The following is a 25,270-nucleotide window of genomic DNA, read 5'->3' as shown; positions in this document are numbered from 1 at the left end:
AAAAACACAAGAGGGCAACGCGGCATCTTTCACAACGTAGCGTTTGTACGGCTTTGAAAGTAATGATCGATGGCCTGCTTCATCGCTTGGGCTACTTGTGTTCTATGCGCAGCGCGGCGCAATGCTTGCTCATCTAAATGGTTGGACATAAAGCCCATCTCTACCAACACTGAGGGAATATCGCCCGACTTCAACACCCGAAAGGCCGCATGGCGCGAGGGGTGATGCAGCAACTGCACCCGATTCTGAAACGCCTGAATCACACTCGCGGCCATATGAGCCGAGCCACGCCGTGTTTCCTCATGAATCAGGCTATTCAAAATCGCTTCAACCTCAGCTGGCACACCCCCTATCCCTGCATGACCTGCAAAACGGTCCGCACTATTTTCCGTCTCGGCTAATGCGGCTGTTTGTTTGTCCGAGGCATTGCCGGATAATGTATAAACACTCGCCCCGCGCACCTGTGGTTGATGCAATGCATCGGCATGCATAGAGATAAAAAGGGCTGCCTTATGTTTATGCGCAAGCTCTACACGCCCTGCTAAGGGGATAAAATGGTCATCACTGCGGCTCAACACGACCTGATATTGCCCTGAGGCCAGCAACATGCGCCGTAGCTCTGTCGCGGCGGCGATGGCGATATGTTTCTCATACGTTCCAGAAACACCAATCGCACCGGGGTCTTTGCCCCCATGGCCGGGATCCAACATGATGACAGGCTTGGGCGGGGGAGCATGGCGTAAAATAGCCGGAGCGTGTAAAGGGTGCCGCCCTGCTGCCTGCACTCTGTGTATGCAAGAAGACGCCCCAGCAAGGGCTGTAACAACCCCACCTCGCGCGGCCTTCAGCATAAAATAGCGGCGTGTCAGCTCACTCATGCCCGTCTCTTTGCCCTTCACGATGCGCCGCCTCCTCTTAACTATGCGGCGATTATAGCCCATAACGAACAATACAGACTATAACTCCCCTCTTGCCAGAGGCGATAATTTGCGCCATGCTCACCAAGCGGATGCCGATTAGCATAATGCGCCCCTTCCGTTTGAGACGCTGGGCAGCATTATAGTGAGAGCGGCTCACGCTGCAAAAATGCGCTTCATACCGTTTGGTGTCGAAAGCCTGAGGCAGTTGCCCTCAGTACGCTCACACCCTGGTGGAGGGTCCGCATCTATAATTAAGCGCAATCGGCCCGGAGGCATCACATCTCGCAGGCAGGTTGCATGATAATCCCGGTGGCAGTGTCTGCTACCAGCATGTTTACCAGAGGCTGCAATGCTGTTCTGTGTTCTTTATCACGGTGTGCCGCGTTATACTAAGCCTAACGCCACAAACCAGACAGGATGCTGCCCTCTGTTGACCCAGACAATCGGCGCAAGCAGGGCAATGACCCGTGCGCCACGGAGTCCCATCCTTCATGACTAAGCAAATGCTCATCGATGCCACACACGCAGAGGAAACCCGCGTGGTGGTTATGAATGGTAAGCGCGTTGAAGATTATGATGTTGAAACATCAGCGCGCCGCCAGCTTAAAGGCAATATTTACCTTGCTAAAGTTATCCGTGTAGAGCCAAGCTTGCAGGCTGCTTTTGTGGATTATGGCGGTAATCGCCATGGCTTCCTCGCTTTTAGCGAAATCCACCCTGATTATTTTCAAATCCCTGTTGCTGATCGCGAAAAGCTCCTCGCCCTCCAAGAGGAGGAATATAACGCAGAGCAACGCGAACAGGATGACCCCCTCGCAGAGGACGACCGTACAGAAGACACCCTCGCTGAAGATAACGGCGATGATGATAATGACAGTGACGATGTAAGCCCGGAAATTGTCAGCGGCGAGCATGATACTGGTGATGAACATAGTGCCAGCCGCCGCATGGCGCGTTTTCTACGCAATTACCGCATCCAAGAAGTCATCCGCCGCCGGCAAGTAATCCTTGTTCAGGTTGTAAAGGAGGAGCGTGGTAATAAAGGAGCTGCTTTAACGACCTATCTCTCCCTTGCGGGGCGTTATGGTGTGCTCATGCCCAATACCCTCCGCGGGGGCGGTGTGTCGCGTAAAATTACCTCCGAAACAGACCGGCGGCGTTTACGCAGCATTGTAAACATGCTGGATCTCCCCCCCACAATGGCGATGATTATCCGCACCGCCGGGGCAGGCCGCCCGGAGACGGAGATTACGCGGGATTGTGAATATCTCCTCCAACTCTGGGAAGATATTCGCACTCATGCGCTTACCTCTATTGCCCCTGCTTTAATTTATGAGGAAGCAAGCCTCATTAAGCGGGCTATTCGTGACCTCTTTACCCGCGATATTGAGACCGTATTGGTTGATGGAGAGGAGGCGTGGAAAAATACGCGGGAGTTTACACGCCTGCTGATGCCCCATAACGCCAATCGCATCCGCCTTTGGCAGAATAGAGGGCAAAATCTCTTCGCTCATTATCAGGTAGAAAGCCACCTTGATGCGATGTTCTCCCCCACTGTGCGGTTGGAATCTGGGGGCTATCTCGTCATCAATCAAACCGAAGCCCTTGTCGCTATTGATGTCAATTCCGGTAAATCCACCTCCCAGCGCAATATTGAGGAAACCGCCCTCCGCACAAATCTGGAAGCCGCTGAGGAAGTCGCCCGCCAACTCCGCCTGCGTGACCTTGCCGGGCTGATTGTCATCGACTTCATCGATATGGAAAGCCGCCGCCATAATAATCAGGTGGAAAAACGCCTCAAAGATGCCTTACGGTTGGATAGAGCGCGGATTCAGATAGGCCGTATCTCTCATTTCGGCCTTTTGGAGATGTCGCGCCAACGCCTGCGCCCCTCCATTGCTGAGAGTATGCTCAGCCCCTGCCCGCATTGCCAAGGCACTGGCTCCATCCGCGGGGTGGAGAGCATGGCCCTGCAAGTACTACGCAATATAGAAGATGAAGCCAGCCGCCGCCGTGCTTCGGAAATTGTCGTGCATGTTAGCCCGAATATCGTCCTTTACATGCTTAATAGCAAAAGGGCGGCTATTAGCGGGATGGAGCAACATCACGACATGACCATCCGTTTTGAGAATGATAGCAGCCTCCCCGCAGGGGAGCTCCGTATTGAGCGTGTTGCCCCACGCCATAATCATCACAAAGCCACACGCAGTGATAATCCAGTCACGACAGTGCGCACGATTGACATTGCTCATGAGCCCCCGGCTTCTCACACTACAGCATCTGATGAGACACCCTCTCCTGAAGCTGAAAGCGATAATCAGGAAGGGACCTCCCGCCGCCGCCGGCGCAGACGGGGGGGCCGCCGCCGTGAGGAGGATGCCCAAGACGCTCTCAACTCCATAAATGAGGAGACAGCTATGCCTAACCCGGCAGAAAGTGACGACCGTACAGACAGTGACCGTGCCCTTATGCCCGGACGCCGGCGCACGAGAACACGGCGTGTCACCACGAATATAGAGGGCCAAGCTCCACAACAAGACGCGCAGGAGCGGCCTGACCGCCGTGGGCATGCAGCCTCTCGCCGCCGCCCTACACGCCAGCGCGATGAGCAGCCCTTCCAAGAAGAACCATCTGCTTATCAAGGACCAACGCCGGCTAATCCCTTCCATAATGCAGGGATTGATATTTTCGATATGATGGAGCAGCAAGAGGCACGTCATACGGCCCCGGCTCATCCTCAAGAGGAGCCTGCGGAAGACCCCGCCCCAACCACACGCCACCGCAGGCGCGCTCCATCACGGGATGAAACCAACGGAGTAGAAGACGAGACAACCTCTCGCCGGCCTCATACACCTCGCCGTCCCCCAACACGCAGCCGTATTGTTACGGACCAAGAGGCAGAGGATGAGGAGAATCACGTTGTAAAAATCTCCGCTCGTCCCGCCACTGCTGATGAGGATGGGGAGACGGCACCGCGCCCACGCCGCCCACGGCCCCCTCGCCGCACGGCAGCAGCGCGCACCACAACAGCGAAGGAGCCTGTAACAGAGGAAGCATCACCCGCGTCCCTTGATGAGGCCCCTGCGGAGAACACCACCCCACCGCGCAAACGCCGCCCTACCCGGCGGAAGAAGGCTGATGAGGCCCCTCCCTCTGCACCAGAGCCAGTGGAAGCCACCTCCTCTGCCGAAAATATCACCGCACCGCAGCCGGTGAATATTGATGAATCCAAGCCGAAGAAACGACGTGTGGGGTGGTGGCGGCGTTAAGTCGCTACATCCCCCAAAAGATACGAGGCTTTTAAATAAAAAGACGGCTGGGGTTCTCCTATGCCGTCTTTTTTAGGCTGTTATTACGATGCACGCGCACCTATTCTTTAGCGGCAAACGCTATTCGTGCCATTTTCCGCGATGAAGGTTCCTGTCAATGGCTGAAAACAGGCATTACGCGTACAGTTATTGCCTGTCCCAAGGCTGCTCGTATAAATCGCTCCGCCTATGGCGGCTTGCTCATGCAGGGCCGTGCCACATAGCGGGGTCGTCACTGCTGCGGAGGGCAGATTCATCTTCACCCGGTTGGATGCAGGATTAGAGGGGCCTGTTGGGGCCCCTGCAAAACTCTGAATCTTAGGACGCTCTGCCGCCGCCCGCTCCTGTTGGGAGGGCTGGCTCGCACAGCTTGTGAGTAAAAGACCTATCCCCACTATAGCTCCATAATAACGCATCGGCCCCTCCTTCATATCACTTCATTATAATCCAAGTTCACCTTGCGTGTCTTCCCATTGGGCTGATGCTATGGTGGTCTTCTCGCGCGTGCTCGGCACAATGCCACTACGCCCTGCTCCACCCTCATTAGGCTCTAGCTTAGCTTGTCTTGCACCGTCTGCAAACGCAAGCTGCACTGCACCCCCTTGAGGTAAAGCCGCCGCGTGCGTCACTGGTCGTCCCTTTGCATCCTGCACCAGCACATAACCACGCTCCAACACCGCACGGGGAGAGACAGCCTCTAAATGCCGCGCTACCCCAACAAGCCGCTCTCGTTGTACAGCACACTGCCCTTGAATCACCCTAATTTGCAACGGCATCCGCATAAGACGCATCTGGCAGCCCTGCCAAAAACGCTCCCACCCTGCCTGCAACCGCCCCGCCTGCCCCTCCAGCAAACGATGACGCTGACCAAGAACCGTCTCCATTGCCGGGAGGTGAAATGCCGCCTCCCCCAAGCGTGCACGCGCACGCATCACAAAGCCCGGTAAGGCAAGCTCCAACCTTTGAGCGCGGTCATCCAAACGCATACGTGCCGTATCAAGCAGACTAGGCAAGTCCGGCATACGCGCGGCCATTGCTTGCAACTGCAAGCTCTGCTTTTGCAAAATACCCACTAACCCGCTTGAAAGGCGCGCTGCCCGATGGGCAAGGTCTGCCACAAGCTCCGAGCGCACAGGCACGGCCATCTCCGCCGCGGCAGTCGGTGTCGGGGCCCGGCGGTCGGCTGCATAATCTACGAGGGTTGTATCGGTCTCATGCCCCACGGCGGAAATAACCGGCAAGGGGCACGCCGCCACGGCCCGTACCACGGCTTCATCATTAAAGGCCATGAGGTCCTCTAACGAGCCACCCCCACGCGCCACAATCAACACATCTGGCGGGTGGGGAAGCTGCCCCATCGCCTTAACAGCATGAGCAATTTGCTGTGCTGCTCCCTCCCCCTGCACGGCAACGGGCCAGAGCAGAATCTCACGAGGGAAACGGCGGGCAATAGTAGTGCAAATATCATGCAAGACCGCACCAGAGCGTGAGGTAATCACCCCAACACGATGCGGCAGAGAGGGGATAGGCTTCTTCCGCTCCGGCGCAAAAAGCCCTTCATCTCGCAGGCGCACCCTTAGGGCCTCTATTCGCGCGAGCATGGCCCCTTCCCCGGCAAACTCCATCCGCTCAATAATCAGTTGATAGCTCGACCGCTCCCCATAAGAGGAGATGCGCCCAGTGGCGATAACCTCTGTCCCATTTTCTGGCACCATACCAAGGCGAGAGGCATTGCCCCGCCAAATCACCCCAGCAATCTTCCCCCCCTCATCTTTGAGGGAAAGATAAATATGCCCAGAGGCATAACGCTTCATCTCCGTGATTTCCCCACGGACGCGCACACGGCCAAAGCTTCCCTCCAGCACGCGCTTAATGGCGGAAGAAATCGCCCCAACAGAATATTCGGGGATGTTACTCCCCGCCGAAGTAGCATTTTGCGGCTCTTGGGCAGAAAAAAGAAGGTCTCGTTCCATCATCCTGCTATTCTATGCTAAATGAGGGGCAACGTAAAAGCGGCTATCAACACCGCAGGCTCATATAAAGGAAACAGGATGCGCGTACTTCTTGTTGGTTCTGGCGGGCGGGAACATGCCCTCGCTACCGCCATTGCCCGGTCCCCTCAGCTCAAAGCCCTCTTTGCCGCCCCCGGTAATCCCGGCATAGCAGAATGCGCCCGTTGTGTCCCTATTGCAGCTGATGATATTGCAGGCCTTGTAGAGTTCGCCAAAAAAGAAGCGATCGACTTGGTCGTCCCCGGGCCGGAAGTCTCCCTCGTGGCGGGGTTAGCCGATGCATGTAAAGAGGCTGGCATTGCCTGCGCTGGTCCTTCCAAAGCGGCAGCGGCCTTAGAGGGCAGCAAGGCCTTTACAAAAGAAGTGGCCGATGCTGCGGGCATCCCCACCGCACGCTGGCAGCGTTTTGATGCTAATAGCAGCATAGACGCCGCCAAAGCCTATGTGCGTGAGCAAGGTGCGCCGATTGTCATCAAGGCCGATGGCCTCGCTGCGGGCAAAGGCGTTGTTGTGGCACAAAGCGTTGATGAAGCCCTCGCCGCCATCGATCATCTCGGCCTCCCCCTCGTCATTGAGGAATGTCTTACAGGGCGGGAAGTATCCCTCTTTGCCTTTTGTGCAGATGATAAAGCCAGCCTGATTGGTGCCGCACGGGACCATAAGCGCGTTGGCGATGGCGATACTGGCCCTAACACAGGCGGGATGGGAGCCATCTGCCCCCCACCGGATTTTGACCGCGCCGCACAAGAGGCCGCATTAGACCTCACTGTCCGTCCCATGTTGGCTGAGATGCTCCGCCGGGGCACGCCCTTCCGTGGTGTCATCTTCGCAGGCTTGATGCTGACAGAAGAAGGACCAAAGCTCATAGAATATAATGTCCGCTTTGGTGACCCAGAGGCCCAAGCCCTGCTCATCCGCTTAGAGAGCGACCTCCTCCCCGCCCTCAAAGCCCTCGCAGAAGGCACCCTCTCTGAGGAGAGCATCCGCTTTACAGACCAGCCCTCCCTCTCCCTCGTGCTCGCGGCTAAAGGCTATCCTGATGCTCCGGTAAAAGGGGGTGTCATTTCTGGCTTAGACCGCACCGCACAACTCCCCGGCGTTTCCATATTCCACGCAGGGACAAAGCTAGAGGGCGATAAATTGGTGGCGAATGGGGGGCGCGTGCTGACCATCTGCGCCACAGCCCCCACAGCAGCCAAGGCGCGCTCTCGCGCTTATGAGGCCGCAGCGACTATTCAATGGGCTGATAAAATGCTCCGCAGCGATATTGGGCTCTAAAGCGGCATAATAGGTGATACCCCCCCACCCCCTTACCGGCGGGCGGGGGCCTCCCTTAGCTCTCCGTCTTTGCTAACAGGGTCGGAAGCTCCCACAAACTATCAATATGATATGTAGGCTTTAACGCCTTACAGACCTCTGCCACACCATGGCCGTAGCTGGCCCAGCAGACATCCATACCGAGTGTTTGGGCAAAGCCGATATCGGCCGTTGTATCCCCCACCATGAGGAACCCCGCTGCGGGGACGGAAGGAAATAGCGGGGCCAGACGATGCTGAAACACCTCTTGCTCTGGCTTACGCGGTAGCCCTTCTTCTGCACCGAGGGTGACCTCAAAAAACCCATCAAGCTGGAACCGTGCCAAACTATGACGCAAGGTTGGCCCATGCTTGTTACTAAGGGCCACCAACCGATAGCCACGCTGCTTTAAAATAGGCAAGACCTCATGCACCCCATCATACAGGAAGGTCTCCTCCGCATCCGCTTGGGCATAACGCTTCCGATAGGCTGCGACATAACGCTCGGCTTCTTCGGGGGAGCTATCATTGACTAACCCCTTATAAAACCCTTGGAGCGCATCGCCCTTACCTAACCGCTCTGCCAGCTCCGCAGCGGAGGGCGGGGTACGGCCAATGTCCTCAAAAGCTTCGCGCAAGCTCCTAATAATAGCCGGGCGTGTTTCAGCCAATGTGCCATCATAATCAAGTAAAAGAACAGGATAACGTAACATAGCGGCGGTCCTTATTGGCTCTTTTGCTGAGGGTGAGCCATGAGGTGCTCTAACCCAGCCGTCAACGCCGTTGAATCATGCGTAACAGGGAGCATCCCAACATAATGGCCCTCTGGGTCCATGACCACAAAGGACGGCGCAGGCTTATAATATCCAGTCCCCCGCTCCTGCTCATAAGGGGCATGGAACAAGCGCGTCATCGCTTGGGTCATGTTCTGGGTCGCAAAAACGGGGAAGATATGCGGGGCCACCCCCATGACATAATCCTTCAACCCATCAGAATCCTCCGCCTTTGCATCTAAGGATACAACAAGGGGGAGGACCTTCCGGCCCTGTGCCTTCATGCTCATAAGGGTGGCATCCAAAGCCTTTAAAGGCGGCTGGCATTGGGCAGCAGGGCAACGCGGGTCTACAAACCACACCACCATCCACGCCCCGCGGAAGTCCCCTTCCGTCACCATTCCCCCCCCAAGGGAAAAGACACGGAAAGAGCCACCAACCTCATTACCCTGTTTATGGAGCCGCGCCCCTTCATCATGACCAGTGGAGAGATAATACCCCCCCAAACCTAACAACCCCGCGACCAGCAGCAAACCCGCTATAACCGCCCCAATCTTCCAACCTAGATATTTTTTTGGCTCCACCCCGCCCGTACCGTCACTCTGCACGTCCATCATGCTCCTTACTATGACCTCAAACCTCAATGAGCCTCAGCCCAATTATCCCCAAGCCCCGTCTCCACCACCAAGGCTACATCCTTTAACGAGGCCGCTTGTTCCATCACACGCTTTACCAAAGCGGCTGTTGCCTCAGCGTCCTCATCGGGGACTTCGAACAATAATTCGTCATGCACTTGCAACAACATACGCGCTTTTAACCCGGCCTCAGCCAAAGCACGCGGTACCTGCACCATCGCTTTTTTGATGATATCCGCCGCCCCGCCCTGCAAAGGCGCGTTAATCGCCTGCCGCTCCGCATAGGACCGCTGCGCTGCCTGCCGCGCTTGCATCCCCGGCACATAACAACGCCGCCCAAAGGGGGTCAGGACATAACCCTTCTCGCGCGCTTCTTCCTTCATCGCCTCCATATAGGTACGGATGCCGGGATAACGCTCAAAATACGCCTCAATATAACGTTTGGCCTCCCCTTGGGGCACCTGCAACTGACGCGCCAACCCAAAGGCTGAAATACCGTAAATAATACCGAAGTTAATCGCCTTCGCCCGCCGTCTCGTCAACGCATCCATCCCTTCTAAGGGGATATTAAACACCTCGGACGCTGTACGGGCATGAATATCCTGCCCATGACGAAACGCATCTAATAATGGGTCAATCTGCGCTACCTGAGCCAATAAACGCAGCTCAATTTGACTATAATCCGCAGAGAGCAGCTTATGCCCCGGTGCTGCCACAAAAGCCTGCCGAATACGCGCCCCTTCCTCCGTGCGGATGGGAATATTCTGCAAATTCGGCTCATTGGAGGAAAGCCGCCCTGTTGTGGTTGTCGTCATCTGGAAGGTCGTATGCACACGCTGGGTCTTCGGCTCCATCAGCTTAAGCAGCGCATCCGCATAGGTGGATTTCAGCTTTGCCAAACGCCGCCAATTTAGGATAGCCGTTGGTAAATCGTGCCCTTGTACAGCAAGCTCCTCCAACACGCGGGAATCTGTCCCCCATGCGCCGGTTTTCGTCCGCTTGCCCCCCGGCAGACCCATCTCATCAAACAGGATTTCCCCTAATTGTTTAGGCGAGCCAATATTAAAGGGCCGCCCGGCGCGGTCATAAATCCCCTCCTCCATCTCCGCCATGCGTGTTGCGAAATCTTCCGAGAGACGGCGCAATTCCTCCGCATCCACACGGATGCCAGCATCCTCCATCCCCTCCAATACGGTGATGAGGGGGCGTTCCATCTCCTCATACAAGGCGGTGGCTTTCTGCCGTGGTAAGGTCAGGCGCAATATCTTCCACAAACGCAATGTTACATCCGCATCTTCCGCCGCATAAGCGGTTGCTTTATCCAACGGAACTTGCGTAAAGGCGATGCGATTCCGCCCCGTGCCCGTAACATCATCATACGAGATGGGCGTATGGTCTAAATGCAGGCGGGAGAGCTCATCCATCCCCTGCCCATGCGCCCCAGCAGACTGCGCGTAAGACAGCAGCATCGTATCATCCAGCGGCGTAATGACCTCCAATCCCGCACGGCGCAAAATCGTGAGGTCATATTTCGCGTTTTGGAAAATCTTCAACACCGCCTCATCAGCCATCAATGGGGCAAGCAGGGCGAGTGCCTCTTTTACAGCGAGCTGCTCCCCAACAGGAGCCTCCAACGTGCCTTCATGACGGAACGGCACATAGCACGCCTTCCCCGGTGCAATAGCGAGAGACAAACCCACAATCTCCGCCGTGCGTGCATTCAGGCCCGTTGTTTCCGTATCCACCGCAACAAACCCAGCCTTATAAGCAGCCTCCACCCATTGTTGAAGTGCCTCCTGCGTTGTCACCGTCTCATAAGGGCCAAAGGGAGCCTCACTGCGAGGCACCATATCGCCCTCCACCTCAGCCTCGCCACTAGAGGCTGGGCTCACATCAGGCTTATGCCGCGCTGGCGAGCGGGCCTTGCCCCCAAAACCCATGCGTTGAAGAATGGAGGAGAAGCCCATGCTCTCCAGCCAATGCCGCAACGTCTCGGCATCAGGTTCGCAGGGACGTAGCTCATCAACCGGGGTCGGCACAGCGACATCATCCGCTAATAAAACCAACTGGCGGGAAATACGGGCCCCCTCGGCGTGGTCAATTAGGTTCTGCCGCCTTTTAGAAGGCTTCATCCCCGGTGCGGCCTCCAACACCGCCTCTAGCGAGCCATATTCATTAATCAACTGTGCAGCCCCTTTTGGGCCAATGCCCGGCACACCCGGCACATTATCGGTAGAATCCCCCATGAGGGCTTGCACATCCACCACTTTATCAGGCGTTACACCGAACTTCGCTTCAACCTCCGCTAAGCCGATGGGCTTTTGCTTCATCGGGTCCTTCAGCATCACCCCCTCACGCACAAGCTGCATGAGGTCTTTATCGGAGGAAATGATGGTGCAATTCCCGCCTTGCTCCACCACCAACCGCGCATAAGTTGCTAGGAGGTCATCCGCCTCCCAGCCGGGTAGCTCAATCGCAGGGATGCCGAATTGGTCCGTCGCTTGGCGAATGAGGTCGAATTGCGGGCGTAAATCCTCCGGCGGCTCTGGCCGATGGGCTTTATATTCAGGATAAATATCGTTACGGAATGTTTTGCGCCCTGCATCGAAGATGACAGCCATAGGCTGGCCCTCATGCTCCTTAATGAGGCGTGAGAGCATATTGGTAAAGCCATAAACGGCATTAACAGGCACACCCTCCGGGTTGGTCATCGGGGGGATGGCAAAAAAGGCACGGAAGATGAAGCCAGAACCATCCACCAAAACCAGATGTGTGTTTTTTGATGTCACGCCGTCCCTCTCCCTTGCCATATTGGGCACGTTACTTTTGCTCTATAGGCTCTCTCTAGCGGATTTCCGCCGCTTTAAAAACGCCTCACATGCCGATAAGGCTGTATTTCTCCCTCTCATGCTCTGTTATGCGCTATGTCTCACAGGGTGCAGCACGGGGCCGCGCCCGGAAACATGGCCTCACAGCCCTACAGAATCCGCCTTCATCCTCGCGAGCCTCTCCCTCCCGCTCTCCGATGGTAAGAGTGCGCCCATACGGCTTTACACGCCACCCCAAAACAAGCCCCTACGCGGGGTGATTCTGGCCTTTCACGGCTTTGGGGATAGCCGCGATGCGTGGGAGGTTATGGCACCACCCTTAACGCAGGCTGGGTTCCTCATCGTTGCCCCTGATATACGCGGCTTTGGGGCCTTCCCCACATCACGGACATGGAGCAACACCCAACGCCTCATTGCTGATAGCCTAGCAGAGGCCCAATGGTGCCAGCAACAATGGCCCAAGCAACCGCTTTACCTAATGGGCGAGAGCATGGGGGGTGCTATTGCCCTCCTCACCAGCACTGCACTGCATGCCCCCCACCCCGCCGGGTTAATCCTCCTCGCCCCAGCCATCATGACATTAGGCCAGCCATGGCAAAGCCTTTTGGAGGGCTGGAATCTCATCACCCCTCAAGCTCGCCTAACAGGGGCCCATATGCCGGGCCACCATATTGCAACGCGCAATATCAAAGCCCTCCGTCGCATGTTTTTCGACCCTCTCACCCGCCATGGCACAACCGTCCACGCCCTCCGGGGACTAACGCATCTGATGAGCCATGCCACCCAAGAGACCCCAAAACTACACACACCCACCTTGCTGATATGGGGTGATCGCGACCAATTTGTCCCCGCCTCTGCCACGCGCCACCTTATCCAGAGATCACCCCAAGGCCTCCTCCGGCTAGATGAACTCCCCCATGGCTATCACCTCATCTCCCGCGAGCCGCAGAACCGCCCTGCCCGAGACATTCTCTCATGGCTTGAGCAGCCGGGGCATTTCCTCCCCTCTGGCGGGGATAATGCTGCCACCATGTGGCTTTGGCTGAAAGAAACACGCTGATATAGATGAAAAAAGAGGCCACAAGGGCTAGGCAAACACATCTCTTACCGTTAAAAGAACGGCCAGCGGACCCGTAGCTCAGCTGGATAGAGCGTTGCCCTCCGAAGGCAAAGGTCGCGCGTTCGAATCGCGCCGGGTCCACCATCCAACAGTCCTAAAAGCAAAGACGTTAGGGGCGTATTTCAGCCCCTTGCTAGCCTCTTACCGTTGTCTTTCTCTCACAACGCCATCTTAGGCAACGTGGCTAGCACCTCTCTCGTCTCTAATGCCACATGCAGCACTTTTAAAAAGAGCAAGAGGGGCCATTTAGGGTCTTGAGCTTCGGCAAGAGCCCAATCGTTCGGATCATTGGTGATGGTGGAGCGTTTATCAATCTTGACCTGCTGACGATCCATCACCCACTCAAGAGCAGATTTGCCATTGACCTGATATTCATAGGCTTCCAGCGGAATACCTGTAATCTCGATGTGATTATTATAAATCAGATGGGTTTTGTCAGGGATGCGCTTGCCATCCTCACCACGGGTTTTGGCAAAGGCCATCTTCTCGACACGATAAAGCTGCTCCTCCGTAAGGCCCGCTTTGGTTTTGATATGCACATGCGTAGCATCATCCAGCGCGAAATAAGGCACCGCCGCCTCATACCCCAAATGAAGCTCCGCAAGCGCCCGCCCTGCTTTGGAAAACGCCCAGAAGTCATCCTCCGCCTTTACGCAAGGGATACGGGGGAGTTCCTTGGAGAGACTGGTGGCGTAATGGCTGCGATAATCCGGGGTATGAAGCAGACCATAGATGTAATAAAATACATCTTCTCCATCAAACTGCGCCTTGGGCCATGCTTTACGGAAATAGGCCATGCCCTCTGGCGTGATAGCACTTTTCTTTTTGTAACGAGCCGCGCTTGGCTCCTCCATCCCCCCAAACATATCCCCTTCAGGCTGCGCAGTTTTTATGGGTTCATAATGATAGAGAGGGAAGCATTGTCCATTAAACATTACCTGTAAATCAGGAATTACATTTGAAATGAAAAAAGAAGGGTTCGTATTACCTACACCTGTTACACAAATCACCTTATTCTCCATCCCCACTTCTGGGAAGATTTTGGGAAGTTGATAGACTCTTTCATTCAGCCTGCGACTAAAGAAAAGGACTTCCTTCGTAAAAGGACGGTACATGCCAACACGCATCTCCCCATCGGAAATGGATAATGGCTTATCTGCTACTACTGTATCCTGTAAACCACTTGTCCAGCTCAGTGCCGTTGTTGCAAAGTCAGGAGAGCGTTTCAATTCGTTCAGCCGAGCCTCTTTCTTACCATGAGGCAAAAGCTCATTGAGCCGTTCCCGCTCAGCTTCGTAAGTCGCAACTTGTTGCTCTATACTCTGTTGGATACGCTCTTGAGAGAAGTTCCAAACCCAGGCATCACGAGCAGTAGCCAAACCTAAAGAATATAAGCCAAAAATACTGTGCTCACCTTTTTTGCTGCCCATCGTCATAAAGACCGAGAAGCTGTCATCTCTCTGGTTTAACCAGTCGCCATGCTCATCAGGTGTCAATGTCTGCCAGCGGCGGAACGTGCCATCAGGGTTGGTTTCTTGCCCCGCATCTGAGGCTTCGCTCGGGATAGCTGCGATAGACCCAAAGCGATGCAGCCAATGGAACTTATCTGTCTCTGGGGCGTTGCTCAGCTCTGCCCCGGCGCGGGCATATATCTCCTGCGCTGTAAGATAGTCACCAATATCGCAGAAATGGATTTGGCCTTTGCCTGTATGAGTCTTTTTGCGGGCTAGAATGGTGATGGCAATGGCTGCTGAACTACCCATGCCAAAAATTTGGCCTCCCTCCTTCTTTGCTCGGTCACCTGCTGTCTTCTGTCCACGCAAACCTCTTAGGTGGAAAATCCAGATTTCGGAAAATTCACTTTCCAAAGCGTTACGGAGACCTGAACCAAGTGCACTTTCTAAGAATCCTGCATTAGATACAAATCCTACGACCCCCTGCTCTCCTATACGATCAGAAGCCCAGCGAATGGCACGAATATAACTATCGTATAACTGCCTTATACTTGTTGCTTTAACCCCTGCAGCGTAGGTTTCCGCAATCCGTTTATCGAGATATTCATATTTATCATTCTGGGCCTGTCCGGCTTTACTAGCCCCCGCAGAATAAGGCGGGTTGCCCATAATCACCCGGATGGGGGCACTCTCTTGTGCGAGGATGCGCTCGCTATTGCCTTTTAGGTAGCCCCCCATGCTGTCATGCAGGGTCTTATCTGTCTGCACATGTTCTGTCAGATTGAAGGTGTCTGTTAGGCAGAGGCCACCAAAGGGTGCTTGTTTGCCTGTACGGGCGGTATAAGAGGTCGCGATATTAATACCCGCTACGTAATAAGCGAGCAGGACAAGCTCATTGGCCCAAAGGCCGGGCTTGCCAAGGATGGCATCTTCTTTCCCGGCGGCCTCATATTTGGCAGCCAGTTTTTCGGTAGGGATGATGTAGTCTCCCTCACTACCATCGGCCTGACGTTGTCGTAGGTCAATCAACCGGGCGATAAAGCTGCCAGTACCGGTAAAGGGGTCCAAAACCGAGACGTTCTCATCCCCCATGCCACAGCCAAACTGCGTCTGAAGCACATGCTCAACAGAGCGGATGATAAAATCCACCACGGGGACCGGTGTAAAGACAATGCCCAGCTTATCAGCTTGTTTTTTGAAGGCCTCTCGGAAGAAGTCATCATAAAGCTGGATGGTCAGGGCCTGTCGGCTCTCCGGGCTGGCATCCTTCAGGCGGGCACGGATGCTGTCATAAAAGCTCTCCAGCCCTTGCTGTTCCTTCGTCAAGCCGTTGGCGTAAAGCTCCTGCGTGACGGCATCAAGAGCTTGTGTCATGGGGTTGGAGCTATGACCACCATTTTCCCCAAAAAGAGCATCAAAAACCGGGCCTGTCACAAGGTGCTGGCCTAGCATCTCGATGATTTCACTATCCGGGACGTTCGGGTTGATAGAGGCGTGGATTTCCGCCTTTAGCTTGTCAAAGACCTTCCGGGCCCGGGCGGATGCGTCTTGCAGGGTACGTTCTGCATCATGCTCGGCCCCAAGGGGGAGCTGACCATCCAAAAGGCGGGTAATACTAATAATATGCCGGTCCACAATGCGTTTGACGTCTTTAGACCACCGAGCAAAGGGATTACGATTGCCAACCTTCTGCACAATACGAGCATAAAGCGCATCAGCCAGCTTTTCCCGCTGGCCATATTGCATGACAAGCTGCTGGCCGTAATCAGTAATCTCCTCCTCAGAGGCACGTTCATCCGCACCCTGACCATTGAGATGTTTATTCACACTATTGGCGGCGGATTCAGCTTTGCCCTTTTTCTTTTTAGCTGGAATACGAGCTGAGACGCATACGACTTCCATCTTCGTATAGTCCAGCTGGCCACCAAGATTCACACGGTCTAGCTCATCATCCAAAGAAGAATCATGCGCCCGGAGGGCCTGAAGAACCATCCAAACCGTACGAAAGCCTGATGACCCTTTAGCGAAATATTCATCAGCCGTATAACCATGCGGCACCACAACGGGAATAATGATATAGCCACGTTTCTTACCCGGCGCACGGCGCATCACCCGCCCTACGGACTGAACAACATCCACCTCGCTGCTACTTGGGGCTAAAAACACCACGGCATCCAATGCGGGGACATCCACCCCCTCAGACAAGCAACGCACATTAGAGAGGATACGACAGACCTCCCGTTCTTTCCCATCTTCATCAATAAAGGGTGGGGCATCATCCTTTAGCCAGTCCAGCCGTGCGCTTTTTTCGGCAGCGTTCATCCCGCCATCAACATGCCTAATCTCGCAATAAGCCCCAGGCTTTTCCTTCTTGGCTGCCTCTTCTGGTAGCTTACTCTTGCGCTTACGGTACTCCTCCACAACATCGGAGAACCCCTTCTCAATCACACGGGAGGCAACATTGCCGCTACGTTTTTTAGACGGATCAATCGTAGAGCAAAAAGCCACCGCCCTATGCATCGGGCGGGTCTCATCCTCACCTCGCATATCATCACGGGAGAGGCCCTTCCATGCGCCAATAATACGCGAGGCGACATCCAACGTGATGTTATTATCTTTATCAGACAAGGTACTAGGGACGAACTCCGCCACATCGCTCTCTGACACACCGAGAACGACAATCTTATAGGGGCAGAGACGCTCCTTCTTCACCGCCTCAGCAAAAGAGATTTCATGAATAATGGGGCCATATAGCTCCTCATCATCCATGGAATACAAGGTTGTATCGGCATCCTTGGCCTTCTCCAACGCATCGGATGAGAAGATACGCGGCGTTGCCGTCATAAAAAAAGTGCGCGCCCGTTTTATGCCGTCCGGCTGATGAATGAACTGGAAGGCCTTTGTCTCTTCATCTCGCCTTTTAGCACCGCTCGTACGGTGCGCCTCATCGCATATGACGAGGTCCAAAGCAGGCAAACCAAGCTTCTGCGCCTCCCCAATAACAGGCGAAGAATGATAGGTCGAAAAGATGACGATCATCCGCTCATCAGCATCTTTAGCAGAACGCGCTTTGGTAAGGGCGTTTGTCAGGCCGAGGGCATCGGTAGTGGCGGGGTAATCCAAGTCATTTTCCACCCGTCCAACATCATCACGTTTTTTACCCACTTCGCTATCTGAGCAAACGGCAAAGCAGGACAACTTAATAGCAGATTGCTGCGTCCATTCCGTCAATGTCTGAGACACAAGATGAAGCGATGGCGCTAAAAACAGAACAACCTTCCCTTTGCCTGCGAGATTTTCCGCAATTTTGAGGGATGTAAAGGTCTTGCCCGTTCCACAAGCCATAAGAAGGCGACCTTTAGTAGGATGTTCTATAGTCCCCCCCTTCAAGGTTGAGACGGTTTTTACGATGGCTTCCTGCTGTTCTTCACGAGGTGTTTTGCGGGGTAGTAATGTCGGTTCACCCGTCTTGAGATACTGGCTCCAATCTATGGCCGCATTTTCAAGGTCGGAAAGCGTTGTTAAATGGATGAGCGGCTCGACCATCTGCATGGTAGCCTTAGCGTTATCACCCCACTTGCCCGTTGTAGCGATGATCCGACGACTGATGAAGTCCGCACGATTGCTTGCCGCGATGAAGCTATCCAATTCCTTTTTGGAGATTGTATGGTCCGGGCTATAAAATTTGGCCTGAATGGCCTCAAAGCCGGAGCCATCCTGCATAACACCAACAAGATCAACCCCCGTATCACGCGCCGAACCACCGGGGATGTATTTTTTAACCCAATCTGCGAAGGTCAAAACCTCCGAGAATAATTCCTGAAATTTCGGCTCATTTTGAAGATAAATTTGGGCCAGTTTTTCAAACCCCGTGCCCCGGTCCCGCTGGCCTGTCTTATGCCCCTGCCCATCCTCATCAAAACTCGCTAGAAGTGTGCGAAAAGCAGTGCCTTGTGAATTGGACATGGGTGGTCTCCGGTTCATAATAGTGTTTTCACACTACACAGTGAAGCAAGGAACGCCAAGCAGGACGGCTCTCATCCTAACTAGCTTATGATCTTTCCTTTTGCTCTACCTCTCTGCTCACGCTGGGAGCATACCCCCCTGCTGAATATGAGAACTGACACAAACAGTCAGAAGAAACTGTAATTCAAAAAATTACAAAAGATATTACCACCAAAAAGCCCATTAAATAGAACGTTGGAGACCCGAACCGTTAACCCTGGCAAGCCCCCTTTTCAGACCATCTTCCATATTTTAGAAAAAGATCAGCATAATATGAGGAGGTATAATGCCCTCTACCTCATGGCTCTTTTGGGCCTTACTTTCCGCAGGCTTTGCGGCATTAACGGCTCTGTGCGCTAAGGTCGGTGTTAATGAGATAGATTCCGACCTTGCAACATTCATCCGTACAATCGTTATTCTTGCTATTCTGGCCGCTTTATTGCTGGCGACAGGAAAGTTTCATAATACCGCAGGCTTTACGCCACGGGCGTGCTTTTTCCTGCTGCTCTCTGGTTTGGCGACGGGGGCCTCATGGCTTTGTTATTTCCGCGCCCTCAAGCTGGGGGATGCGGCCCGTGTTGCACCAGTCGATAAACTCAGCGTTGTGTTTGTCGCCTTACTAAGCGTCACATTCTTAGGTGAGCAGCTATCACTTAAAGGCTGGATGGGGATTCTTTTTATAGGGCTGGGGGCTATCCTCGTCTCTGTAGGTTAACCCGCCCATAGGGATGGAAGGAAGCCCCCTCCATCCCTATTCCTTATGCCTAACTTAGGCGTTACCGTCTTTAGACTCTTCGTCCTTTGTCTCTTCCTCCGTCACCACAGGCTCGGAGATAGCGACAGGGGCCAAACGGCTCGCAAAGTTACATGCCATGAGATAGCACACCACGGCTGTACCAAGGGAGGCAAAAGCCGTTTCCCGCTCGCCGGGATTAATCAACATGGCGACAAACACCAAGATGATAGCAATCAACGAGGCAATGCTCAGATACGGATAGAGCATCATGGTGAAATGCTCACTCGTCCCAGCACGCTTACTACGCCCACGCAGAACAATATAAGATGTGGCAATAAGCGCGTAGGTTAAGAGGATTAACCCACCACTACAGTTCAGCAAGAAGCCGAAAATCTCACTCGGTGCGAAGATGGAGGAGAACGCCACCAACAACCCAGCAATAGAGCTGATCGTAATCGCCATACGCGGGGCTTTATCTGGTGCAGAGCGCACAAGGAAAGCCGGGGCGTCACCCTGAATCGCCAACTCTGTCAGGATACGAGAGGTGATGTACATGCTGGAGTTCAAGCAGGACAGAACGGCACTCAAGATAGCAATCTGCATAATGAGCGCAGCACCCGGCACACCCATAACCTTCAACACAGCCACGAAGGGGGATTTACCCGGATAAAGGCTCCACCACGGCACGATCATTGTAATCAAGCAGATGGAGGAGACATAGAACATCATAATCCGCAAGCCGAGTGTCCGTGTCACGCGGGAGACGTTCTCGCCCGGATCGGATGTTTCAGCCGCCGCAACGGTGGAAATCTCAGACCCCATCATGGTGAACAACACCGTTGGCACAAGGGCAAGCAGCGGCACAATACCATTAGGGAACAAACCACGGCGACCAAAGAGATTCTCATGCACGGACACACCATGACCAAAAACATGCAGGACATAAAGCAATGCCAGCAAGATAAAGGCCACAATGGTGAACACTTTGATGCTGGAAAGCCAGAACTCACATTCACCAAAAATCTTTGGCGCAAAGAAGTTCACCAGCTTCATGCTGATGATGAGCAGGACAGACAACACCCAGACAGGCAGATGGATCCAATCCCGCAGCATCATGGCCCCAGCGATAGCCTCCGAGCCAATCACCACCACCCAGAAAAACCAGTAAAGCCAGCCAGAGGCAAAGCCGATCCGATCCCCATGGGCAAGACGAATATATTCCACAAAGGAGCCACGGCCCGGGTCACTCACGACAATCTCGCCCAGCATGCGCATGATCGCCATGATTAAGAAGCCCACAGCAACGAAAACGAGCGCAATGCCCGGTCCCGCCTTTGCTATAGCCGCACTACTCCCGACAAAAAGTCCCGCGCCAATCACACCGCCCAGGGCAATCATCGCGATATGACGACTCGAAAGTCCTTTATCCTCGGACACGGTTTGATCGCTAGTTGGTTCCTTCATGAAAAGGTCCTTATGATAGTTGGCTGTACGGGGCACCCAGTAAAAAAGATGAACACTCCGCTACGGTAACCCATTTTGTGACATCTCCCGACAAAATGGAAGGCAGAACAGAAGAAAAGCCCGTATTGCCCTAAAAATGCCGGTAAAAATAAAGTTCCAGAACGCCTGATGTCCCATGCATGGGCGGAACATTCATCCCACTAGGGATCCCTGCTTTTGCAAGGGCCTTACCCCCAGGACCTGCAAATGCGGCCCCTCCTGTAATGGCTCCAGATGTATTGGCATCAAACGAATATTCAGCAGAAAGATCAACCTCATCCGACATATGCCGCCCTACCGTACTCGGCAGGCCAGAGCCACTGGGATAGAGAAAAGAAAGGTCATAGAAATGCAGACCCAACTTTAATTCATCGCCTTTGCGTAATAAATGGATTGGGGGCACGCCTGTCAAGTCCACCTGATGAATTTCCATATTCGAGAGCGGAGCAAGATACATGCCTGTAATCTCTCCCGGCCAATATCCGCCATAAGTATAGCGGCGACCATCATAAAGAAAATATGTATCATAATTATGTTTTGTCCGGCTATGAGGGTTCTTCCCTCCACTAAAGCGCGTATAGCGGTAGAATATATGGGGCTTCCATGGCAGAGATGTAAACGTATATCCCGGCTCTATATAGGTTGCATAGGCGCTAACACCCTTATAACCATTACCTGCATGGCTATTTTGTTCAGAAACAAACGTCCCATATAGGGAGAAATGCTTGTCAATGCCCCATGTTTTTACAGGAATGAACGTCCCACCCCAACTGAGCTGCGTAACATTCATCCCCTGCCGGTCCGCACGGTTTGCGTAGTCATAAGCGGCCCCAATATTCGCCTTACGCACATGAAAATACGCTAACGTAATATAGGCCGCTCTATCCTCATAAACTGCACCACCGTTACCACCCTCTTTGCTGCGAAAAAGGGTAACATCAAACCCCTCAAACTTCGTCTCCGGGCGATCATTATTGCGAGTCTGATTGTTATTAGTGTTATTCTCCAGCATAAACGCATCGGCACGGATATGCTTACCTTGATATTTAATCACCCCAGGTCCTGCAAAAGCAAAACGCGGCGCATACCACCACGCCCCGCGGTCCCCAGAGCTATAAGCCCCCTTCCCCACAAGAAAACCATCATCAATCTGGAACTTTTGTCGCCCCCCTTCGATGATCAACTTCTGGTCTTTATTAAACGGCAAATCGACCCCCAAATTAGCTTCCTCCAACGTAATCGCCCGCGGCGTACGCGTGGTTTGGGAGAGGCTTTCTGCATCCCCATCGCCTAAGGTTGTCGAGCCAATCGCCGATGCTTGACCAAAGACCGTAAAGCCCCACGGGGTCTTCCATTGCCCTGAGAGAATTGGCTTGCCATAGAGCTCCGCATAGGTCGTATCTTGAATCAACGCATAACCGCCTGAGCGGCGTTGCCTATAAGAACCCGCACCGTAATTCGTATTGGGTAGAAAAAACGCATCCCCGCCAATATCCAACCCGGCTTTAATCGTAACATTCTTACTCTCAATAAGTGTCTGATCTGCATAAGCGTCAGAAACTGCATAGACATTGCCTAATGCGGCCAGAGAGATAAGCAATCTCCGCAATTTTGATGCCATATTCAAACCTTTTTGGGGTACTTTGTCGCTCTTTTATTACAGGATAATCTAACTCTGTCTATATCATGACATAATTAGTTATTAACTAAACCTATACTTTCTCATCTATATATAAAGTTATTCTTTTATTATTGTAGAATGTAGATTTTTGTTTATCAGCCGTTAATGCCCTGTTCTCCGTGCCTTTTCCTCTCTTTGAAAGCACTATGGGGACGGCCTTTCCCGTATGAAAATTACCTCTCAAAAAATCTCAAAAATGTTTATAAAAATATAACTCCACCACGCCAGACGCCCCGTGTACCCCCGGCATCGTCTGCCCAGCAGGCACACCAGCACGCACTAAAGCTCGCCCTGCTGGACCAGAAAAAGCCGCCCCCGCAGCAATCGCACCTGATGTATTAGCGTCCAACGCATATTCGGCAGAGATATTCACCTCATCAGACATACGCCGTTTTGTCCCCGCTGGCAGCCCTGCCCCGGTAGGATAAAGATAAGCGAGGTCATAAAAATGCAGGCCAAGCTTTAGCTCGTCATCCTTCTTCCATAAATGAACAGGCGGCACACCTGTAATATCAAATTGCTGAATCTCCATATTAGATAAAGGCGAGAGATTATTACCTACAATCTCACCCGGCCAATAGCCGCCATAAGTATAGCGCGCGCCATCATATAAAAAGAAAGTATCGTAATTATGCTTTGTCCGGCTATGTAAATCCCTGCCGCCACTAAAGCGTGTATAACGGTAGAATATATGAGGCCGCCAAGGTGCATTTGCAAATGTATAGCCGGGCTCTACATATACAGCATAAGCACTTACACCCTTATAGCCATTGCCTGCATGGCTATTCTGCTCCGAGACAAAATTGCCGTAAAATGTGATATTCTTTGTAAAAGGATGAGCCTTCATCGCAAAGGGTGTCCCGCCCCAGCTAAGAGCTACGACATTCATCCCCTGCCTATCTGCCCTATTGGAGTAATCATAGGCCGCACCTTTATCCGCATGACGCACATAAAAATAGGTCAGCGTAATATAGGCGGCTCTATCACCATAAGTAGAGGCCCCATCGCCCCCCGGCTTACTGCGGAATAACGTAACATCAAACCCAACAAACTTTGTTTCTGGCTTATCATTTCCATAAGTCTGGCGGTTATTACTATTATTCTCCAACATAAATACATCAGAGCGTAAAGATTTCCCCTCATATTTAATGACCCCCGGGCCAGAAAAAGCAAAACGTGGCGCATACCACCACGCCCCTCTCTCACCGGAGCTATAGGCCCCCTTCCCCATCAAGAACCCATCATCAATTTGGAACTTCTGCCGCCCGCCCTCAATAATCAGCCGCTTTGTTTTCGTGAGAGGGATTTTGACACCAAGATTTGCATCCTCAAGATTCACCTGCCGTGGTGTGCCAGAGGTTTGGCTCACACTCTCTGCATCACCATCGCCAAGGGTGGTAGAGCCAATGGCTGAAACTAGCCCAAAAACTGAAAATCCCCACGGTGTCTTCCATGTGCCAGAAAGCATAGGCTGGCCATAAAGCTCCCCAAGGGTGACATTCTTCGTGCGTGTATAGTACCCCCCTTTATGCGGCGCGTAAGAACCTGTCGCAAAATTAGCATTAGGGAAATAAAACGCATCGCCACCAATATCTAATGCAGCATTGATGGTGATATCTTTACGGGAAAACAGCGTGAGATCAGCATAAGCTTTGGGAAAAGGGATGATCGTGACCGCCATAAACGCTGCATAAAGCAGTTCCCGCGTTTTTACCGCCATGACTATCCTTCTCTCGGTCTCCTTGGCGGCTCTATTACAGCATGTTCGCTCGACAATCCAGAGAATGTTACAGAAGCGAAAAAATATCTCGCTCTATCCTCCTCTCACCCCAAAGCTCCCCTGCAAGGGGGGCAACCATGCAGGCTGCCACCACATTGCATAAGCGGCATCACACCTTACCCCGGTACGCCATCACCACCGGTAATGCCCCAGACTTGCCCCGTCACATAGCTGCTCTCTTGAGACGCCAGCGTGACATAAACCGGGGCAATCTCCACCGGCTGACCGGGGCGGTGGTAAGGCGTCTCCTCCCCAAAATGTTGTACAACTGATTGCGGCTGTGCCCCACATACTTGGAGAGGCGTCCAAAATGGTCCCGGTGCCACAGCATTCACCCGGATGCCACGTGGGAGAAGCTGCCGGGCCAAGCTATGGGTCATATTGGCTATACCGGCCTTCGTCATCGCATAATCAACCAGAATAGGGTTAGGCTGATACGCATTGCGGGAGGTCGTATTAATAATCGCACTACCTTTTGGCATATGCGGTATGGCCGCTTTTACAAGCCAAAAGAGTGCGTAAAGATTCGTCTTGACTGTCCAGTCAAACTCCTCAGTCGTAAGCTCAAGAATATCCTCACAATAATGCTGCCGCCCTGCATTATTAACCAGAATATCCAACCCACCCAGCGCATCGACCGCTTTATGTATGATTGTCTGGCAGGTTGCTTCCTTACGAATATCACCCGGCAATAACACGGCTTTTCGCCCTGCTTGACGGATAAGAGCCTCAACCTCACGCGCATCACTTTCCTCTTGCGGCAAGTAGCTGATAGCAACATCGGCCCCCTCGCGCGCATAAGCAATCGCCACGGCCCGCCCAATGCCGGAATCCCCACCAGTGATCAACGCCTTACGTCCCGCAAGCCGACCGGAGCCTTGATAATGCGCCTCCCCACAATCAGGGCGAGGGGTCATCGCACTTTGCAGGCCGGGCCAATTCTGCGGTTGTTGCGCAAAAGGGGGAGCGGGATAACGCGTCACAGGGTCCAATAACCCCCCTGCCTCGTGCGTCTGCATAACAGACGGCCCCGCCGCAGCTTGAGCGGATGAAAATAAGGAAAGTGACCCAAAAGCGGCAACCCCAGAGACAAAACTCCGCCTATCAACAGCCCGTTGATGCTCGGTTTGGCGGGCATCTTTTACAATGCGTGACATAGAGGCTCCTTCCTCAACGAACGTTTCTAAAACACCCCCTACCCTCTTCTTTCCTCAAGGGGA

The 25,270-nt window shown here is 53.4% G+C and carries 16 protein-coding genes and 1 tRNA gene; 5 read left to right on the top strand and 12 right to left on the bottom strand.

Going from position 1 to position 25,270, the window contains the following annotated elements:
• Nucleotides 1-29 precede the first annotated feature (29 nt).
• Both NQF89_RS04310 and NQF89_RS04305 read right to left on the bottom strand, forming a co-directional pair.
• Nucleotides 30-878: an N-acetylmuramoyl-L-alanine amidase family protein gene (locus tag NQF89_RS04310; protein WP_155579139.1), complete on the bottom strand. Its 849-nt coding sequence runs from the start codon at nt 876-878 to the stop codon at nt 30-32.
• Nucleotides 879-930: 52 nt separating this feature from the next.
• Nucleotides 931-1,077: a hypothetical protein gene (locus tag NQF89_RS04305; RefSeq protein ID WP_155572886.1), complete on the bottom strand. Its 147-nt coding sequence runs from the start codon at nt 1,075-1,077 to the stop codon at nt 931-933.
• Between the two features lie 334 nt (nt 1,078-1,411).
• Between NQF89_RS04305 and NQF89_RS04300 the strand changes: the two genes are divergently transcribed.
• Nucleotides 1,412-4,189, top strand: coding sequence for an Rne/Rng family ribonuclease (locus NQF89_RS04300; RefSeq protein WP_196424578.1), 2,778 nt, complete (start codon nt 1,412-1,414; stop codon nt 4,187-4,189).
• A 107-nt stretch (nt 4,190-4,296) separates the two neighbouring features.
• Here the strand turns inward: NQF89_RS04300 and NQF89_RS04295 are convergent, their stop codons facing one another.
• A complete protein-coding gene (locus tag NQF89_RS04295; RefSeq protein WP_266137595.1) occupies nt 4,297-4,644 on the bottom strand; it encodes a hypothetical protein in 348 nt (115 codons plus the stop codon).
• A 24-nt stretch (nt 4,645-4,668) separates the two neighbouring features.
• Nucleotides 4,669-6,204, bottom strand: coding sequence for an exodeoxyribonuclease VII large subunit (gene xseA, locus NQF89_RS04290; protein WP_407652348.1), 1,536 nt, complete (start codon nt 6,202-6,204; stop codon nt 4,669-4,671).
• 75 nt (nt 6,205-6,279) lie between these two features.
• On the opposite strand from xseA, the gene purD reads away from it, so the two are divergent.
• A complete protein-coding gene (gene purD / locus NQF89_RS04285) occupies nt 6,280-7,518 on the top strand; it encodes a phosphoribosylamine--glycine ligase (RefSeq protein ID WP_266137594.1) in 1,239 nt (412 codons plus the stop codon).
• 55 nt (nt 7,519-7,573) lie between these two features.
• Here the strand turns inward: purD and NQF89_RS04280 are convergent, their stop codons facing one another.
• From NQF89_RS04280 to polA, 3 genes are read right to left on the bottom strand one after another with little or no spacing between them, the layout of a single operon-like run.
• Nucleotides 7,574-8,248, bottom strand: coding sequence for an HAD family hydrolase (locus tag NQF89_RS04280; protein ID WP_099026176.1), 675 nt, complete (start codon nt 8,246-8,248; stop codon nt 7,574-7,576).
• Between the two features lie 11 nt (nt 8,249-8,259).
• Nucleotides 8,260-8,925, bottom strand: coding sequence for an SCO family protein (locus NQF89_RS04275; protein ID WP_266137593.1), 666 nt, complete (start codon nt 8,923-8,925; stop codon nt 8,260-8,262).
• Between the two features lie 23 nt (nt 8,926-8,948).
• Complete coding sequence (gene polA, locus NQF89_RS04270; RefSeq protein WP_266137592.1) at nt 8,949-11,753, bottom strand: DNA polymerase I; 2,805 nt, start codon at nt 11,751-11,753, stop codon at nt 8,949-8,951.
• Here polA and NQF89_RS04265 point away from each other — a divergent pair.
• Together NQF89_RS04265 and NQF89_RS04260 are read left to right on the top strand one after the other, a co-directional pair.
• Nucleotides 11,683-12,831 carry an alpha/beta fold hydrolase gene (locus tag NQF89_RS04265; protein WP_266137591.1) on the top strand — a complete coding sequence of 383 codons (1,149 nt, stop codon included), beginning with the start codon at nt 11,683-11,685 and terminating at the stop codon, nt 12,829-12,831. The genes polA and NQF89_RS04265 overlap by 71 nt on opposite strands.
• Before the next feature lie 67 nt (nt 12,832-12,898).
• Nucleotides 12,899-12,975, top strand: a tRNA-Arg gene (locus NQF89_RS04260).
• A 74-nt stretch (nt 12,976-13,049) separates the two neighbouring features.
• Here the strand turns inward: NQF89_RS04260 and NQF89_RS04255 are convergent.
• Nucleotides 13,050-18,311, bottom strand: coding sequence for a type ISP restriction/modification enzyme (locus tag NQF89_RS04255; RefSeq protein WP_266137590.1), 5,262 nt, complete (start codon nt 18,309-18,311; stop codon nt 13,050-13,052).
• 325 nt (nt 18,312-18,636) lie between these two features.
• Here NQF89_RS04255 and NQF89_RS04250 point away from each other — a divergent pair, with 325 nt between their 5' ends.
• Nucleotides 18,637-19,065 (top strand): EamA family transporter, encoded by a 429-nt coding sequence (locus NQF89_RS04250; protein WP_266137589.1) that lies wholly within the window; start codon nt 18,637-18,639, stop codon nt 19,063-19,065.
• Nucleotides 19,066-19,119: 54 nt separating this feature from the next.
• On the opposite strand, the gene NQF89_RS04245 is transcribed toward NQF89_RS04250, so the two are convergent.
• The 4 genes from NQF89_RS04245 to NQF89_RS04230 all read right to left on the bottom strand — a co-directional run bounded on the left by NQF89_RS04245 (nt 19,120) and on the right by NQF89_RS04230 (nt 25,207).
• A complete protein-coding gene (locus NQF89_RS04245) occupies nt 19,120-20,550 on the bottom strand; it encodes an amino acid permease (protein WP_155572877.1) in 1,431 nt (476 codons plus the stop codon).
• A gap of 130 nt (nt 20,551-20,680) precedes the next feature.
• The gene (locus NQF89_RS04240; protein ID WP_266137588.1) at nt 20,681-22,210 is read right to left on the bottom strand and encodes an alginate export family protein; all 1,530 of its coding nucleotides are present in this window, start codon (nt 22,208-22,210) and stop codon (nt 20,681-20,683) included.
• 250 nt (nt 22,211-22,460) lie between these two features.
• A complete protein-coding gene (locus NQF89_RS04235; RefSeq protein WP_230880580.1) occupies nt 22,461-23,990 on the bottom strand; it encodes an alginate export family protein in 1,530 nt (509 codons plus the stop codon).
• A 176-nt stretch (nt 23,991-24,166) separates the two neighbouring features.
• Nucleotides 24,167-25,207 carry an SDR family oxidoreductase gene (locus NQF89_RS04230; protein ID WP_323670731.1) on the bottom strand — a complete coding sequence of 347 codons (1,041 nt, stop codon included), beginning with the start codon at nt 25,205-25,207 and terminating at the stop codon, nt 24,167-24,169.
• Between the last annotated feature and the right edge of the window lie 63 nt (nt 25,208-25,270).

The organism is Bombella pollinis (assembly GCF_026385485.1).
GTDB lineage: Bacteria > Pseudomonadota > Alphaproteobacteria > Acetobacterales > Acetobacteraceae > Bombella > Bombella pollinis.
The sequence above is the reverse complement of the archived record's forward strand: the minus strand, read 5'-3'. Positions and strand labels throughout refer to the sequence as shown.